Source organism: Glaciihabitans tibetensis, from assembly GCF_003003265.1.
Classification (GTDB): Bacteria; Actinomycetota; Actinomycetes; order Actinomycetales; family Microbacteriaceae; genus Glaciihabitans; species Glaciihabitans tibetensis.
In genome coordinates this window covers 283,936-299,206 of the sequence record NZ_PVTL01000001.1, presented here as the reverse complement: position 1 = coordinate 299,206, position 15,271 = coordinate 283,936, and the positions used below count along the sequence as shown (strand labels likewise).

Genomic DNA, 15,271 nt, shown 5'->3' with positions numbered 1-15,271 from the left:
TGGACGACGAAGACATGACTCCCGCTGGAATCATCCGATGAGCGCCGGCAGCAACTGGGCGGGCAACTACGCCTATCGCGCAAAGTCCGTGGTGCGGCCCGGCACCGTCGGTCAGCTGGCCGAGCTGGTCGCCCGGGGAACCCCCCTGCGCGCGCTCGGCTCCCGGCACTCCTTCACCGACATCGCCGACAGCGCAGGTGAGCTCGTCTCCCTCGAAAACTTCGATCCCGCCATCACCATCGATCGCGAAACACGCACCGTGTCCGTTGCGGCAGGGGTGAGATACGGCGAGCTCGCGCAATCGCTCCATGCCGCGGGCTGGGCCCTGCACAACCTGGCGTCGCTGCCGCACATCTCTGTGGCCGGCGCGGTGGCCACATCCACCCACGGCTCGGGCGACAGCAACGGCACCCTGGCGACGGCGGTCCGTGCGCTCGAGTTCGTTGACGGCACCGGCACCGAGGTACGCCTCGAACGCGGCGACGACGACTTCGAGGGCGCGGTGGTTGCCCTCGGCGCCCTCGGCATCGTCACCAGAATCACCCTCGACATCGAGCCGACGTTCGACGTACGGCAAGACGTCTTCACCGATCTTCCCTGGGACACCCTGCTCGAGAACTTCTCCGCCGTCACCTCCAGCGCGTACAGCGTGAGTGTGTTCACCAATTGGCTCGGCGACACCGCCGGAAACGCGTGGTTGAAATCAAGGGTGGATGCCGGTGGCCCGCCGTCCACGCTGTTCGGCGCACCGCGTCAGCACCATGACCTCCACCCGCTGCCCGATCAGGCGGCGACGAACACCACGGTGCAGGGCGGCATCCCCGGACCCTGGAGCGATCGCCTCGCCCACTTCAAACTCGGCTACACCCCAAGCAACGGCAACGAGCTGCAGAGCGAGTTTCTGGTCCCTCGCGAGCACGTCGTCGACGCACTCACCGGCTTACGGACGCTCGGCGACCGGATCGCGCCGTTGCTGCTCATCAGCGAGCTGCGCACGATGGCGGCGGACTCGCTCTGGCTGAGCGGCGCCTTCGGGAGGGCCACGGTGGGTATCCACTTCACCTGGAAAATGCTGCCCACCGAGGTCTATGCACTACTGCCGGAGATCGAGGCCCTGCTGCTTGAGCTCGGTGGGCGGCCACACTGGGGCAAGGTCTTCACCGCGTCTGCGGCGGCCATCGCGCCCCTGTACCCGCGCCTCGACGACTTCCGCGAGCTGGTGAAGCGCCACGACCCTGACCGGCTGTTCGGTAACGAGTACCTGCAACGCACGCTCGGGCTCTGACGCGACTTCCCAGACGCGGCGCCCCAGACGCGACTTCCCAGACGCGACTTCCCAGACGCGCCTCGACCCGACGCTAGCTGGCCGAGTGCTCGAGCGCGCCGATCGCGGTGACCCGCACGACCGCGATCCCCTGCTCGTTCGACTCCGCCAGATCGACCACGGCACTGATGCCCCAGTCGTGATCCCCCGCGGGATCGGCAAAGATCTGCCGCACGTTCCACTGGGTCCGGGTTTCGGTGATCATCAGCATCGCGGAGCCGCGAGCGTCTGCGTTGGTTCCGATGTCGTCGTGCAGGTCGTAGTAGTCGTCGAGCGCATCGGCCCAGGCGTCTGCGTCGAACCCGGCGGCGGCGTCCAGCTCGCCCAGTTCCTCGTACTTTTCCAACGCGGCAAGCTGCACCCGACGGAACATCTCGTTGCGCACGAGAACGCGGAACGCCCGGGCGTTGGTGGTGACGCCCGGGGGCGCCGGCGGCAGCAGCGGCGCGTTCTCGACGGTCTCGCCCGGGTGGGTGAGCGCTTCCCACTCGTCGAGGAGGCTGGAGTCCACCTGGCGCACGAGTTCGCCGAGCCACTCGATCAGATCGAGCAACTCCTCCGTTTTTGCGTCGTCGGGAATCGTCTGCCTGGCGGCACGGTAGGCGTCGGACAGATAGCGAAGCACGAGACCCTCTGACCGGGCGAGCTTGTAGTAGCCGGTGTAGTCGGCGAAGGTCATGGCGCGTTCGTACATGTCGCGCACGACAGATTTCGGCCGAAGCTCGAAGTCCGCGATCCAGGCCTGCGTCGCGCTGTAGGTACCGAAGGCCTCATCGAGCAGCTCTTTGAGCGGCTGGGGGTGCACGATCTGCTCGAGCAACTCCATGCGCTGGTCGTACTCGATCCCCTCCGCTTTCATCGCGGCCACGGCCTCACCTCTGGCCTGGAACTGCTGCTGAGAGATCACTGGCCGCGGATCATCCAGCGTCGCCTCAACAACGGAGATCATGTCGAGCGCATAGTGGCCGGTGCCCGCGCTCTTGGTGGGGTCGGGATCGAGCAGGTCGAACACAGCAAGCGCAAACGGCGAGAGTGGCTGATTCAGGGCGAAGTTGGGCTGCAGGTCGACCGTCAGGCGAATCTCGATGTGCTCCTCGAACGATTCGTAGTCGGCCGTCACCACGTCGGGCACGCTCACCTGCGTCACGATCTCCGCCGTGCGCAACGTGCGGTAAATGCCCAGCGCCCTCCGAGCGAGGGCGAACTGGCGGTGACGCGGTTCGTGGTTGTCGAAGACGAGCGCCCGCACGTTTTCGAAGACGTCCCCACCCCGTCCGATCACGTTGATCAACATCGCGGAGGTCATCTGCATGCTCGAGGTGAGCAGCTCCGGCTCTGCGACGATGAGCCGGGTGAAGCTCGGCTGCCCCCAGGACACGAATCCCTCGGGTGCCTTTTTGCGCACGACCTTCTTGAGCTTCTTCGGATCGTCGCCGGCCTTGGCGACGAGCCGAGCGTTTTCCGTCTCATGCTCGGGAGCCTGCACCACCACGGTGCCCGCGGTGTCGAAGCCGGCGCGTCCGGCGCGTCCGGCGATCTGGTGGAACTCGCGCGCGTTGAGCTGACGCATCCGCGTGCCGTCGTACTTGGTCAGCGCGGTGAGCAGCACCGTGCGGATGGGCACGTTGATGCCCACCCCCAGCGTGTCCGTGCCGCAAATCACCCGCAGCAACCCGCTCTGGGCGAGCTGCTCGACGAGGCGCCGGTACTTCGGCAGCATTCCGGCATGGTGCACACCAATCCCCGAGCGGATGAGCCGTGACAGAGTCTTGCCGAAGACGGTGGTAAACCGGAAGTCACCGATGAGTTCGGCGATTTCGTCCCGCTGCTCGCGGGTGGCGACCTTCACGCTGGTGAGTGCCTGGGCCCGCTCGAGGGCCGCGGCCTGGGAAAAATGCACGACGTAGATCGGCGCCTGCTGGGTCGCCAGCAGGTCTTCGACGGTCTCGTGCACGGGGGTGGTCGCGTAGGAGTAGTGCAGCGGTACCGGCCGCTCTACGCCGGTGACCGTTGCCGTCTCGCGCCCCGTGCGAGCGCTGAGGTCCTTCACTAACCAGGACACGTCTCCCAGGGTGGCGGACATCACGATGAACTGCACCCGCGAGAGGGTGAGCAGCGGCACCTGCCAGGCCCAGCCGCGGTCGGGGTCGGCGTAGAAGTGGAACTCGTCCATCACGACCTGGTCGACGTCGGCGTCGGCGCCCTGCCGCAACGCGATGTTGGCCAGGATCTCGGCGGTGCAGCAGATGATGGGGGCATCCGGGTTCACCGAGGAGTCGCCCGTGACCATTCCGACGTTGTCCGCGCCGAAAATCTCGACGAGAGAGAAGAACTTTTCCGACACCAGAGCTTTGATCGGCGCGGTGTAGTAGCTGCGCTTACCCTCCAGCAACGCGGCATAGTGCGCGGCCACCGCCACAAGCGACTTGCCAGTGCCGGTCGGCGTGCTCAGGATCAGGTTCGCGCCCGACACGATCTCGATGATCGCCTCGTCCTGCGCGGGATACAGGGTGAGGCCGCGCCCTTCTACCCACTCCACGAAGCGCGAATACACGACATCCGGGTCCTGGGGAGCCGGGGTCGCAGACGGGTCGAGCAGCGGAGCGAGGGACATGGCTCAACCGTGCCACGGATGGACCTGTTTAGCGATTCCACGCGGGCGTGCGCGGCTGATCCGCCGCTCAGGGAAGCTGGATGCGCGCGTACGACTCGAAGACGTACTCCCAGAACGCGTCCACGTCGAGCCGAGTCGGCACGGTCGCGTTGTGGCTGTCGGCGCGAAAATCCACCACCGTCATTCCCGAGGTGAATTCGCCCGCGGTCTCCACCTCGACGTGGGCCGGACGCGAGCTGAAGAATTCCGGGTGGGTGACGTAGGCGACCGCGACCACATCGTGCACGGCCTGGCCGTTCCATTCCGGGTTTTTGTCGTCGTTCCAGAATGTCGACAGCGGCACAACCAGTTCGTCGCCGAGGCGTCCGAGCAGGCGCATCCGGTCAACGACCTCCGGGGTCGCAATCGCCTGGAGGGTCAGGTCGAGTCCGACCATCACCACATCCCATCCCGCGGCGAACGTGACAGCGGCGGCCTCGGGGTCGGCGTAGATGTTGAACTCGGCGGCCGGGGTGGTGTTGCCCCGGGTAAAGGAGCCGCCCATGATCACAAACGACGCGGCCCATTCCACAATCGCCGGCTCTTTCTGAAGGGCCAGAGCGATGTTCGTCAACGGACCGGTCGCCACGAGGTGCACGGTGCCCGGCTGACTGCGGAGGGTTTCGATGATGAGATCGACGGCGTGGATGTCGGCGGCGGCAGTAGACGGATCCGGCAGGCTCACCGAGCCCATACCCTCCGTGCCGTGCACGTGAGAAGCGTGCTCTGCCGCGCGCACCAACGGCTCTCCTGCCCCGGCGGCGATGGGGATGTTCTCGAACCCGAGGTATTCGCCCAGCTGCAGAGCGTTGCGAGTGGTGTTGGCCAGCGCGACATTGCCACCCACACAGGTGACCGCGACCAGCTCGATGTTCGGGTCACCGTGGGCGAGCAGGATCGCTAACGCGTCATCGAGTCCGGGATCGCAATCGAGCAGAATCTTTACCATGGCCACACTGTGCCACAGTGCCCGCACCTCTGCGCGCACCACTGCCCGCACCCTCGCGCCGGGCCGGGCATCTCGGCATCGTCTACAATCTGTTGTGACTTACGGGGATTCCAACACTGCAGCCGAGCCATCCGGGATCGACCCGGACGCCCTGGCGACCGCCCTGCGGGTACTCGATGAGATGAACGAACTCGACGAGGAACACCCTGACTTCATCGCCGTCCGGCGCGCGACCGCACGAATGTTCAAGTCGGTGAAGAAGAACCGCAGGCTGGAAAAACGTGCCGTCATTGCCCAGGCCGACCTGACCGTGATCGCGGCGACCGCCACCGGCGCCGCCGACCGAATCGACGACGAGACCCGCGGGATCCCGCTGGCCACCACGACAGAGGCGTCGACCGCAGGCACCCTCCTCAAGTCGCGGGCGTGCTACATCTGCAAAGTTCACTACACCCGCGTCGACGCGTTCTACCACCAGCTCTGCCCGGAGTGTGCGGCCCTGAGCCACAGCAAACGGGATGCCAGGACGGATCTCGCCGGCAAGCGCGCACTGCTCACCGGGGGCCGGGCGAAGATCGGCATGTACATCGCGCTGCGCCTGCTGCGTGATGGCGCACACACCACCATCACCACGCGGTTCCCCCGCGACGCGGTGCGGCGGTTCGCGTCGCTGCCCGATTCGGCCGAGTGGCTGCATCGCCTGCGCGTTGTGGGAATCGACCTGCGCGACCCTGCGCAGGTTCTCGGCCTCGCCGACGCCGTCGCGGCCTCTGGTCCGCTCGACATCCTCATCAATAACGCTGCGCAGACCGTGCGGCGCTCCCCCGGCGCGTACGCCCCGCTGGCTGACGCGGAACTCGCTCCATTGCCCGATGGCCCGCTTCCCGAGCTGCTGACATTCGGGCACACCAACGACGCCCACCCGATGGCGTTGGCCGCATCGGTGGCGGCCCACCCGATCCTGTCTCTCGCGGCGACCGGCACGGCGGCCGACAGCGCCGCGTCACTCACCGCAGCGGCTCTGGCCGCCGGATCATCGTCGCTCGAACGTCTCGCCGCCGGCACCGCAATCGACGCGGGCGGGCTGGTTCCCGACCACCACGATGTGAATAGCTGGACACAGCACGTGCAGGAGGTGGATCCGCTCGAGATGCTCGAGGTGCAGCTGGCCAACACCACCGCCCCATTCCTGCTGATCAGCCGGTTGCGCCCGGCAATGGCGGCCTCGACCGCCCACCGCAAGTACATCGTGAACGTCTCCGCGATGGAGGGAGTGTTCTCCCGCCGCTACAAGGGCCCGGGGCATCCGCACACGAATATGGCGAAAGCCGCGCTGAACATGCTCACCCGCACGAGCGCCGGCGAGATGCTGGAGTCTGATGGCATCCTGATGACCAGCGTAGACACCGGCTGGATCACCGACGAGCGTCCGCACCCGACAAAGGTGCGCCTGGCCGAGGAGGGCTTTCATGCGCCGCTCGACCTGGTCGACGGTGCCGCACGGGTGTACGACCCCATTGTGCAGGGAGAGGCGGGCGTGGACCTCTCGGGAGTTTTCCTGAAGGACTACAAGCCCTCTGCCTGGTGAATGACATCTGTCTGATGGAAGCCCTCTGCCTGGCGGAAGACACCTGATGGGCGCGGCTGCCGTAGCGATCATCACGGGCGCCGAACTCGGGTCGCGACTCGTGGTGCGCTACCGGATCGAGGGCGGCGCCACTGACGCGCTCGGCTACCTGCGCGCCAGGACGCAGACCACTTGCACGATTGAGACGCGCCGCGGCGACCGGGTGGTTCTCCTCGCCGAGGTTGTCGCGGCCAAGCCCGTGCCGGAGCCGCCAGAGCCCCGCAGGCCTCGTTTCCCTACCACATTCAACTAAATTTCGGGGATTTTCCCGTTTACCCAAATTTGGGTTTTGCGTCGCCCGATCTGTGGGCTAGGCTTTTGATGAGTCAGCGGGTGAATTTACGCGCTGATCGAGAGGCTCCGGTATTCGGGACCGACCGAATGCAATTTAGAAGGAGTCAACATGGCAACCGGAACAGTCAAGTGGTTTAACGCTGAAAAGGGTTTTGGATTCATTTCCCCCGAAGACGGCAGCCCCGACGTGTTCGCACACTACTCGGCGATCGCCTCGAGCGGATACAAGTCCCTCGACGAGAACCAGAAGGTCGAATTCGACATCGCCCAGGGCCCCAAGGGACCCCAGGCTGAGAACATTCGCCCCCTCTAAGCTTTAGAAATACAGCTTCAGAACGGCAGTTTTCTACACCGGGCAGCATTAGCCGCCTAAGCAAAACCCCCGCTCTTCTTCGGAAGGGCGGGGGTTTTGTCGTATCAGGAGCAGGCCGGGCCCGACATCACGACGCGAGGATATCGCGCACCATGGGCATCACCCGGGTTCCGTACAGCTCGATGGCGTGCACCATCTTGCTGTGGTCCAGCGGGCCCGCGCTGTACTTCAGGTCGAACCGCGACAACCCGAGCGTTTTTGCGGTAGCAGCGATCTTGCGGGCCACCGTCTCGGGAGACCCGACATAGAGCGAGCCATGGTCCGCCTCGTTGTCGAACTCGGCGCGGGTCATCGGCGCCCAACCGCGCTGCGCTCCGATGAGGTCGCGATTGGCTTTGAACGGCGGCCACAGCTCTTCCCGCGCCTGCTCGTCGGTGTCAGCGATGTAACCGGGTGAATGAACCCCGATCGGGAGGGTTGGCATCTCCAGCTGTGCCAGCGCGCGGTGGTACAGGTCAACATACGGGGCGAAACGCTCCGGGGCGCCGCCGATAATCGCGAGCATCATTGGAAGGCCATACGTCGCTGCGCGCACAACCGACTGGGGGCTGCCGCCCACACCGATCCACGTCGTGAGTTGGCCGGACTCCGTCCTGGGGAAGACGTTCTGGTTATTCAGCGCCGGCCGGGTCTTGCCCTCCCACGTCACGGGCTTCTCGGTGCGCACCGCCGTAAACAGGTCGAGCTTCTCCTCGAACAGTTCCTCGTACTGGGTCAGGTCGAACCCGAAGAGGGGAAAGGACTCCGTGAACGAGCCACGGCCCAGAATGACCTCTGCTCGACCGTTCGAGGCGGCATCGAGGGTGGCGAAGCGCTGGAAGACGCGGATCGGGTCGTCCGAGCTCAACACGGTGACGGCCGAGCCGAGGCGAATCCGCGACGTCTGCCCGGCGATGGCCGCCAGCACGATCTCCGGCGCGGAGACGGCGAAGTCCTCGCGGTGGTGCTCGCCCACGCCGAAGAAATCGATGCCGGCCTGATCGGCCACCACAGCTTCGGCGATGACGTTACGGATCACCTGCGGATACGGCAGCGCGGTTCCGCTCGTGTCATGTGTGACATCCCCGAAGGTATCGAGACCCATCTCGAGAATCTGCCTGCTGTTGCCCTGCGTCATGTCGCTCATCCCTCTGTCAGATTTTCCATGCGTATGTATCAATCATGCTAACCGGATGTCCCCCACCGACATTCCCTAACCCCGACGAAGCTCGTGGGTAGCATCCTAGGGCGGTCAGCGCGTGATGAGCTCAGAGCTTGTTCAGTTCAGTGCCTGATCAGTTCAGTGCCTGATCAGTTCAGTGCCTGATTAGTTCACTGCGTGATGAGCTCAGTGCATGATGAGCACGGGACAGTGCGCCGACTCCGCGCAGGACGCGCTGACAGAACCGAGCAGGAGTCCAACCACTCCCCCGTGTCCCCTGCTGCCGACGATGAGAAGATCCGCGTCCTTGCTGGCATCGATCAGCACTCGGGCAGCCGGGCCCTGCCTCACGCTCCACTGAAGCCACATCGGCAGGTGCGCGCCGAATACCTGCGTGATCGCCTCCGCTATCACGTCACGCGCGTCGGACTCGGGTGACCACTGCGGAGAGGGAACGTAGGGGTTCACCGACGAAGCGATCTGCCAAGCCCCGATTACCTCCACGCTGCAGGTGAAGTGGGTGGCGATGAACTGCGCATGCCGCATCGCCTCGAGGGAGGAGTCCGAGCCGTCCACTCCGACGACGATGCGGCGAACGCGCAGCGGATCGGACACCGCACCGCCAATGGCGGGTTCCGCGTGCGGCGGAATGCCGGTCGGGGCATGCCGAAACCGGTCGCCCCGATTGGGGCGATCGTTGCTGCCTGTGTGGTCCCCGTTGCCCGACATACCGAAAGTATGCGCCCGACTGCCCAAGCGGAGAAGGGCCGAAAGCCCCTCGCGGGCCGCCAGCTCGCGGGCCGAGCTAGTAGCTGTTCGGTGTACGCGCGTCCAGCTGAAGGGCGACCGCCTGGGTGCGTCGTTGCAGTCCGAGTTTGCTGAGCAGGCTGGATACGTAGTTTTTGACGGTCTTCTCGGCCAGCGACAGGTTCTCGCCAATCTGCCGATTGCTCATCCCGTCCGCGATCAGGGCGAGTACCTCACGTTCGCGCACGCTGAGCACGGCAAGTCGCGGGTCCTGGTGGGTGGTGTCGCGCATGCGCTCGACGGCTTTCCTGCTCAGCGACGGGTCAAGCAGCGACCGGCCGGCGGCCACCTGGCGGACGCTGTCGATCAGGCCGCTTCCCCGAACGTCCTTGAGCACATATCCGGATGCCCCGGCGATGACGGCCGCGTACATCGCCTGGTCATCGTCGTAGGCGGTGAGGATCAGGAAGTGTGTTTCGGGGTTTGTCGCACGCAGCTCGCGGCACACGTCGATACCGCTGCCATCGGGAAGGCGCACATCGAGCAACACCACATCTGGGTGCGTGACGGGAATGCGCGAACGAGCCTGTGCGGCGGTTCCCGCCTCGCCCACAACCTCGATGTCAGGCTCGGCGTCGAGAAGGTCGCCGACTCCGCGGCGCACGACCTCGTGATCGTCCACGAGAAAAACCCGGATCAGTTCGCTCATCGTTTCGTCTCTTCCACTGTTTCCTGATAGGGGGCGCTCCACCGCGACCGGGTATTGCCCGGTTCGGATTCGAATACAAACTCTCCGCCGTAGGAGCGTGCGCGCGTCTCGAGGTTCGCCAACCCGCTGCGTCGCGGTCCCATGGTCGCGCCAACCCCATCGTCGACAACCTCGATGACCACTACGCCGTGCACGACCGCGAGGCTCACCGAGGTCTGGTGTGCCGAAGCGTGCTTCACCACGTTGGTCAGGGATTCTCGGATGACCGCGACCGCGTCATCCGCCAACCTGCCCGTGACCGCAAGGTCGACCGGCCCGGAGAACGCGACGTGCGGCGTGCGGGGAAGGCCGGCGGCAACCTCGTTGACCACGTCGATCACGCGGTGCCGTACCGTGTCTGCGCGGTCGGTCTCACTGCTCGACAGGGCGAAGATCGCGGTGCGGATCTGCGCAATTGCGGAGTCCAGACCGGCGACTGCGCGGTCTACCCGGTCTGCGGTCGGTCCGGGCGGCAGCGCACCGACGACGCTCTGCAGCTCCAGTCCAGTGCCGAAGAGCTGCTGGATGACGTGGTCGTGGAGGTCGCGGGCAATCCGACCCCGGTCTTCGAGCAACACCATTCGCTGCTGGTCGGATTTCGCGCTGGCAAGCTCCATCGCGAGGCTCGCCTGACCGGCGAAGTCCGCGGCGAGTTCGAGGTCGGCCGGGGTGAAGCGCGGGCGCCCGGCGAGCCGGGAGACAACGAGGACGCCGAGCGTGCGGCCGGACCCGATCATCGGCACCGCCATCGTCGGGCCGATCGGGCGTGCCGTTGCGGTGACCGTTCCGCGCATTTCTTCTTCTTCGACCAGCCGCGGTTGCCTCCCGTCGATGACGCTGCCCCAGATCGTGTCGGCGAGCGGCACGAGCCGGCCCTCGACGTCGTCTTCATCAAGGCCACGCGCTGTGCTGATCACGAGCTGGGTCGGGTCATCGCTGGGGAGGGCCACCCGCACGTAGTCGCCGTCAGACAACTCGAGTACCTTCGACGCGAGGAGCGTGATCGCGTCCTCCTGGTCGACGGACAGCAATGAGGCCGTGATCTCTGCGGAGGCGGCCGACCAGTCCTGTCGGCGCTTGGTTTCGGCGTAGAGCCGGGCATTGTCGATCGCAAATCCGGCGGTGGCGGCCAGGGCGGTGACCAGCTCCTCGTCATCCGCGGTGAAACTACCGGTCGAGCGATTCGTGAGGTACAGATTGCCGAAGACCTCGTCGCGCACCCGCACGGGAACACCGAGGAAGCTGTCCATGGGAGGGTGGCCCTCCGGAAAACCCGACGATCGCGGGTCAGAAGTCATGTGTGCGAGCCGGATGGGCTCAGGAACGTCAAGCAGGGCACCGAGGAGCCCGTGACCGACGGGGGGATGCGCCATGCGCGCAATCTGCTCGGGGCTCATGCCGACGGTGATGAACTGCTCGAGCCCGCCGTGGGGCGAAATCACGCCGAGCGCGCCGTACTGGGCGCCTACCAGCTCGACGGCGACATCGACGATCCGCCGGAGTACCGTCGGGAGGTCAAGCTGCTGCACGATGGCCTGGTTGGCCTTCAGGAGCGCGCGCAGGCGGCCCTGGGTGGAGAGCACGTCCCCGGCAAGGGCGACCAACTCGCTCAGGGAACGATCGAGCTCGGCCCGGGGGAAATCGGGAAAACTCAGAGAGCCATCCTGATCCATGTCACCTCCCGCTGGAAATCATGTGACGACGCAACTGCGCTGCACTGACCACCCGCAGCGCGAGTTTAGCCGGTGTGCGGGACGGATGTTTGCCGCTTCGCCCCCCGGACCCGCCTGCGGGCCTTAAGCCTCTGACGTAAAAGAGCGGCAAAACGGGATGGTGGAAGCACCACACGATTGATGGCGATCGGGAATTGTCGAGGTCGCACGTGGAGCGCAGCGAACAGCGAAAGAGGCAACGATGGCTAGAACAATTGCGGTCGGCGTCGATGGATCGAGTCCCGGCAGGGTCGCCCTGCGCTGGGCGATGCGCCAGGCGATCGCTACCCAGGCCGAGGTGCTGGTTGTCTACGTTGTAGGCGCGGATCTGGCATCCATGGGAGGACTCTCGGACGACGAGCGTGCTGCGGAAGGCGAGCGAGTGCTCGCGCTTGAAGCGGAGTACGCACGCGGTCGCGTTCCTGGTCCCACCGTCCACACCCGGCTGATGCACGGCAACGCCATGCGTGAGCTGATCCGGGTCTCCCGCGAGGTCGACATGGTCGTTGTGGGCACTCACAAGACCGGTTTTATCAGGGGACGAATCTTCGGTTCGCGCAGCATTGTGCTCGCTGCCGGTTCCCGCACCCCGGTCGCGGTTATCCCGAATTCTTCCGGTCGCAAGCGCACGGGCATTGTTGTTGGGGTGGATGATTCGGACGCCAGCCACGCTGCCGTGCACTTCGGCGCAATGGAGGCTCTCCGCACCGGTGAAGCGCTCCGACTCCTCTCCGCGTGGCGTCTGCCAGACATCGGCCAGACCGACGCGCACCCCGACCAGGACCGCCGGCATGAAGAGTACGTGCGTCAGCTTCTCGACGCGCAGGCCGACCGGGTTCGCGATGACTTTCCCGACGTCGAGGTGCATGTGCGGTTGATTCGGCTGCCTCCGGCGGAAGCCCTCGTCGATGCCTCGGCATCGGCCGCCCTGGTCGTGCTCGGCAATTCCGGCCCGGTCAGCGACGGCCAGGGCTTGCTCGGGTCGGTCGCCCACGATGTTCTCCTCAATCTCGCCGGCCCCACGGTCGTAGTTCACGCCGACGCGGCATAGTTCACGCCGACGCGGCCTGGTTCACGCCGACCGGGCACAGTTCACGCCGACGCGGCATAGGGATCGCCCCGAAAGGGCTGGATCCCGAAAGACGGGTATCCGGCCCTCGCGGGGCGATCGCCGAACGGTCAGTCGCGCGTCAGCGGCGCGTTGTCGTCCCCGGTGCTGTCCGTGCGTCCCTCGTGGGCAGTGAACGGCAGGCCCTGCACTCCCGACACGTCCGCGCTGTCCTCGCCGAACTCGCGGGTGTACGCGCGGTGGGCGAATCGCTCGTCGTCCATGCGCTGCGACAGCGGTGCGTAGGTCTTCTCCAGCTTGGGCACGCGGCGGATGACGTCCATCACCAGCCGGTACCGGTCGAGGTCGTTCATCATCAGCATGTCGAACGGCGTGGTGGTGGTGCCCCGCTCGTTGAAGCCGCGCACGTGAATGTTGCGGTGATTGGTTCGGCGGTAGGTCAGGCGGTGCACCAGTGCCGGGTAGCCGTGGAACGCGAAGATGACGGGCTTGTCCGGCGTGAACAGGGCGTCGAAGGCATCACTCGTCAGCCCGTGCGGGTGTTCGGTGCTGTCCTGCAGACGCATCAAGTCGACGACGTTGATGAAACGCACGCGCAACTCCGGGATCTCCTTCTTGAGGATCTGCACCGCGGCCATGGCTTCGAGTGTGGGAACGTCTCCGGCGCAGGCGACCACAACGTCTGGTTCCTCCCCGGCGACCTCCGTGCCGGCCCAATCCCAGATGCTCAGCCCGCGGGCGCCGTGGGCGCGTGCCTCGTCGATGCTCAGGAACGTCGGCGAGGGCTGCTTGCCCGCCACAATCACGTTGACGTAGTTCTTGGAACGCAGGCAGTGCGATGCGGTGACCAGGAGCGAGTTCGCGTCGGCGGGCAGGTAGATGCGCACGATGCTGGCGCGCTTGTTTACGACGTGGTCGAGGAAACCGGGATCCTGATGCGAGAACCCGTTGTGATCCTGCCGCCAGACATGCGACGAGAGCAGGTAGTTGAAGGAAGCGACGGGGCGGCGCCACTCAACGTCCGCGCTGGAGTCGAGCCACTTTGCATACTGGTTGAACATCGAGTCCACCACGTGGATGAACGCTTCGTAGGAGCTGAACAGGCCGTGCCGCCCGGTCAAGAGGTACCCTTCCAACAATCCCTGGGTCAGGTTTTCGCTGAGCACCTCGATGACCTTGCCGTCGTGTGACAGGTTCTCGTCGGTCGGCAGCACCTCGCCTTGCCATGCCTTCGCGGTGACGTCGTACACGTCGTCGAGGCGATTGGACGCCGTTTCATCCGGTCCGAAGACCCGAAAGTTGTCGGGGTTTTCGGTGAGAACATCGCGAAGCCACCCGCCGAGCACGCGCGTGGGTTCGGCAAGCGCGCCGCGCCCGTCGCTGATGTCCACCGCATTGGATTCGAGCGTCGGCAGGCACAGGGACTTCATCAGGAGTCCGCCGTTGGCATGCGGGTTAGAGCTCATCCGCCGAGAACCCAGGGGCCGGTTGACTTGCAACTCGGCGACGAGCTTGCCTTCGGCGTCGAACAGCTCGTCAGGGCGGTAGCTTTCCAGCCACGCCTGCAGCTCGGCGAGGTGCTCGGGGTTCTGGCGAACTCCCGCGAGCGGCACCTGGTGAGCGCGCCACGTGTTCTCGACCGGGAGCCCGTCGACGACCTTCGGGCCCGTCCAACCCTTCGGCGTCTTGAGGATGAGCAGCGGCCACATCGGTCGAACCGTCTGGCCGGCCTCACGAGCGTCCTTCTGGATGGCAGCGATATCGTCGAGCGCGAGTTCCAACGCCTCCGCGAAGCGCTGGTGGGTCTTCATCGGATCCTCGCCATCAAAGCCGCCCGCGACCATGCGCGGGGAGTAACCGTAGCCGCGGAACAGCTCAAGCAGCTCGGCCTCCGGGATGCGTGCGAGGAACGACGGGTTCGCGATCTTGTACCCATTGAGGTTGAGGATCGGCAGGACGGCACCGTCGGTGGCGGGGTTCAGGAATTTGTTGAGATGCCAGCTGGCGGCGAGGGTCGCGGTTTCTGCCTCTCCGTCTCCCACCACGCAGGCGACCACGAGATCGGGGTTGTCCAGCGCGGCACCATAGGCGTGCACCACGGAGTAGCCGAGCTCGCCACCCTCGTGGATTGATCCTGGTGTCTCCGGCGACGCGTGAGAGGGGATGCCGCCCGGGAAGGAGAACTGGCGGAACAGCTTTCGCAGGCCTTCGCGGTCCTCCGAGATGTCAGAGTAGAGCTCGGAATACGTTCCGTCCAGGTAGCCGTTGGCGACCATGCCGGGACCGCCGTGGCCGGGACCGGCAATGTAGATGACGTCCAGGTCGCGTTGCAGGATGACCCGGTTCAGGTGTGCGTACACGAGGTTGAGCGCCGGAGTGGTGCCCCAGTGCCCGAGCAGCCGCGGTTTGATATCTGCGGCGGCGAGGGGCCGCTGCATCAGCGGGTTGTCGAGCAGATAGATCTGGCCGACGGAGAGGTAGTTTGCCGCGCGCCACCACCCGTCAACAACCGCGAGCGAAACGGATTCCGGGACGGAAACGGGCGTGGTGGCGCGACCTTGTGTCATGGTTTCAGAGTAGCCAGCCTGGATGCGTGAGGCATAGGTAGAAAGGCCCAACGCCCCGGGACCTAAG

At 65.6% G+C, this 15,271-nt stretch carries 12 protein-coding genes; 5 read left to right on the top strand and 7 right to left on the bottom strand.

The window, feature by feature from the left end:
• The first annotated feature begins 37 nt into the window (after positions 1 to 37).
• Entirely contained in the window at positions 38 to 1,285 is a 1,248-nt protein-coding gene (locus B0I08_RS01475) for a D-arabinono-1,4-lactone oxidase (RefSeq protein ID WP_106209103.1), read from the top strand.
• A 73-nt stretch (positions 1,286 to 1,358) separates the two neighbouring features.
• On the opposite strand, the gene B0I08_RS01470 is transcribed toward B0I08_RS01475, so the two are convergent.
• Positions 1,359 to 3,938, bottom strand: coding sequence for a DEAD/DEAH box helicase (locus tag B0I08_RS01470; protein WP_106209102.1), 2,580 nt, complete (start codon positions 3,936 to 3,938; stop codon positions 1,359 to 1,361).
• Positions 3,939 to 4,005: 67 nt separating this feature from the next.
• Positions 4,006 to 4,926, bottom strand: a complete 921-nt coding sequence (locus B0I08_RS01465) for a nucleoside hydrolase (protein WP_106209100.1) — start codon at positions 4,924 to 4,926, stop codon at positions 4,006 to 4,008.
• A gap of 94 nt (positions 4,927 to 5,020) precedes the next feature.
• Between B0I08_RS01465 and B0I08_RS01460 the strand changes: the two genes are divergently transcribed.
• The 3 genes from B0I08_RS01460 (at position 5,021) to B0I08_RS01450 (ending at position 7,160) form a co-directional block, all read left to right on the top strand.
• Positions 5,021 to 6,514, top strand: coding sequence for an SDR family NAD(P)-dependent oxidoreductase (locus B0I08_RS01460; RefSeq protein ID WP_245884440.1), 1,494 nt, complete (start codon positions 5,021 to 5,023; stop codon positions 6,512 to 6,514).
• Positions 6,515 to 6,560: 46 nt separating this feature from the next.
• Positions 6,561 to 6,806, top strand: coding sequence for a putative acetyltransferase (locus B0I08_RS01455; RefSeq protein ID WP_106209097.1), 246 nt, complete (start codon positions 6,561 to 6,563; stop codon positions 6,804 to 6,806).
• A 150-nt stretch (positions 6,807 to 6,956) separates the two neighbouring features.
• Positions 6,957 to 7,160, top strand: a complete 204-nt coding sequence (locus B0I08_RS01450; protein ID WP_106209096.1) for a cold-shock protein — start codon at positions 6,957 to 6,959, stop codon at positions 7,158 to 7,160.
• A gap of 127 nt (positions 7,161 to 7,287) precedes the next feature.
• Here B0I08_RS01450 and B0I08_RS01445 read toward each other — a convergent pair whose 3' ends face one another.
• From B0I08_RS01445 to B0I08_RS01430, 4 genes are all read right to left on the bottom strand, one after another.
• Positions 7,288 to 8,337: an LLM class flavin-dependent oxidoreductase gene (locus B0I08_RS01445; protein ID WP_106209961.1), complete on the bottom strand. Its 1,050-nt coding sequence runs from the start codon at positions 8,335 to 8,337 to the stop codon at positions 7,288 to 7,290.
• 210 nt (positions 8,338 to 8,547) lie between these two features.
• Positions 8,548 to 9,090 (bottom strand): universal stress protein, encoded by a 543-nt coding sequence (locus tag B0I08_RS01440; protein ID WP_106209095.1) that lies wholly within the window; start codon positions 9,088 to 9,090, stop codon positions 8,548 to 8,550.
• A gap of 76 nt (positions 9,091 to 9,166) precedes the next feature.
• A complete protein-coding gene (locus B0I08_RS01435) occupies positions 9,167 to 9,817 on the bottom strand; it encodes a response regulator (protein WP_106209093.1) in 651 nt (216 codons plus the stop codon).
• A complete protein-coding gene (locus B0I08_RS01430; protein WP_106209092.1) occupies positions 9,814 to 11,529 on the bottom strand; it encodes a sensor histidine kinase in 1,716 nt (571 codons plus the stop codon). Before B0I08_RS01430 ends, B0I08_RS01435 begins: the two co-directional genes overlap by 4 nt.
• A 241-nt stretch (positions 11,530 to 11,770) precedes the next feature.
• Between B0I08_RS01430 and B0I08_RS01425 the strand changes: the two genes are divergently transcribed.
• Positions 11,771 to 12,619 (top strand): universal stress protein, encoded by an 849-nt coding sequence (locus tag B0I08_RS01425; protein WP_106209091.1) that lies wholly within the window; start codon positions 11,771 to 11,773, stop codon positions 12,617 to 12,619.
• A gap of 128 nt (positions 12,620 to 12,747) precedes the next feature.
• On the opposite strand, the gene B0I08_RS01420 is transcribed toward B0I08_RS01425, so the two are convergent.
• The gene (locus B0I08_RS01420) at positions 12,748 to 15,204 is read right to left on the bottom strand and encodes a phosphoketolase family protein (protein ID WP_106209090.1); all 2,457 of its coding nucleotides are present in this window, start codon (positions 15,202 to 15,204) and stop codon (positions 12,748 to 12,750) included.
• Positions 15,205 to 15,271: the final 67 nt, after the last annotated feature.

Coding starts and splice junctions, on each gene's coding strand:
- B0I08_RS01475 (WP_106209103.1), top strand. CDS start 38: ATGAGCGCCGGCAGCAACTGGGCGGGCAACTACGCCTATCGCGCAAAG.
- B0I08_RS01470 (WP_106209102.1), bottom strand. CDS start 3,938: ATGTCCCTCGCTCCGCTGCTCGACCCGTCTGCGACCCCGGCTCCCCAG.
- B0I08_RS01465 (WP_106209100.1), bottom strand. CDS start 4,926: ATGGTAAAGATTCTGCTCGATTGCGATCCCGGACTCGATGACGCGTTA.
- B0I08_RS01455 (WP_106209097.1), top strand. CDS start 6,561: ATGGGCGCGGCTGCCGTAGCGATCATCACGGGCGCCGAACTCGGGTCG.
- B0I08_RS01450 (WP_106209096.1), top strand. CDS start 6,957: ATGGCAACCGGAACAGTCAAGTGGTTTAACGCTGAAAAGGGTTTTGGA.
- B0I08_RS01445 (WP_106209961.1), bottom strand. CDS start 8,337: ATGACGCAGGGCAACAGCAGGCAGATTCTCGAGATGGGTCTCGATACC.
- B0I08_RS01440 (WP_106209095.1), bottom strand. CDS start 9,090: ATGTCGGGCAACGGGGACCACACAGGCAGCAACGATCGCCCCAATCGG.
- B0I08_RS01435 (WP_106209093.1), bottom strand. CDS start 9,817: ATGAGCGAACTGATCCGGGTTTTTCTCGTGGACGATCACGAGGTCGTG.
- B0I08_RS01430 (WP_106209092.1), bottom strand. CDS start 11,529: ATGGATCAGGATGGCTCTCTGAGTTTTCCCGATTTCCCCCGGGCCGAG.
- B0I08_RS01425 (WP_106209091.1), top strand. CDS start 11,771: ATGGCTAGAACAATTGCGGTCGGCGTCGATGGATCGAGTCCCGGCAGG.
- B0I08_RS01420 (WP_106209090.1), bottom strand. CDS start 15,204: ATGACACAAGGTCGCGCCACCACGCCCGTTTCCGTCCCGGAATCCGTT.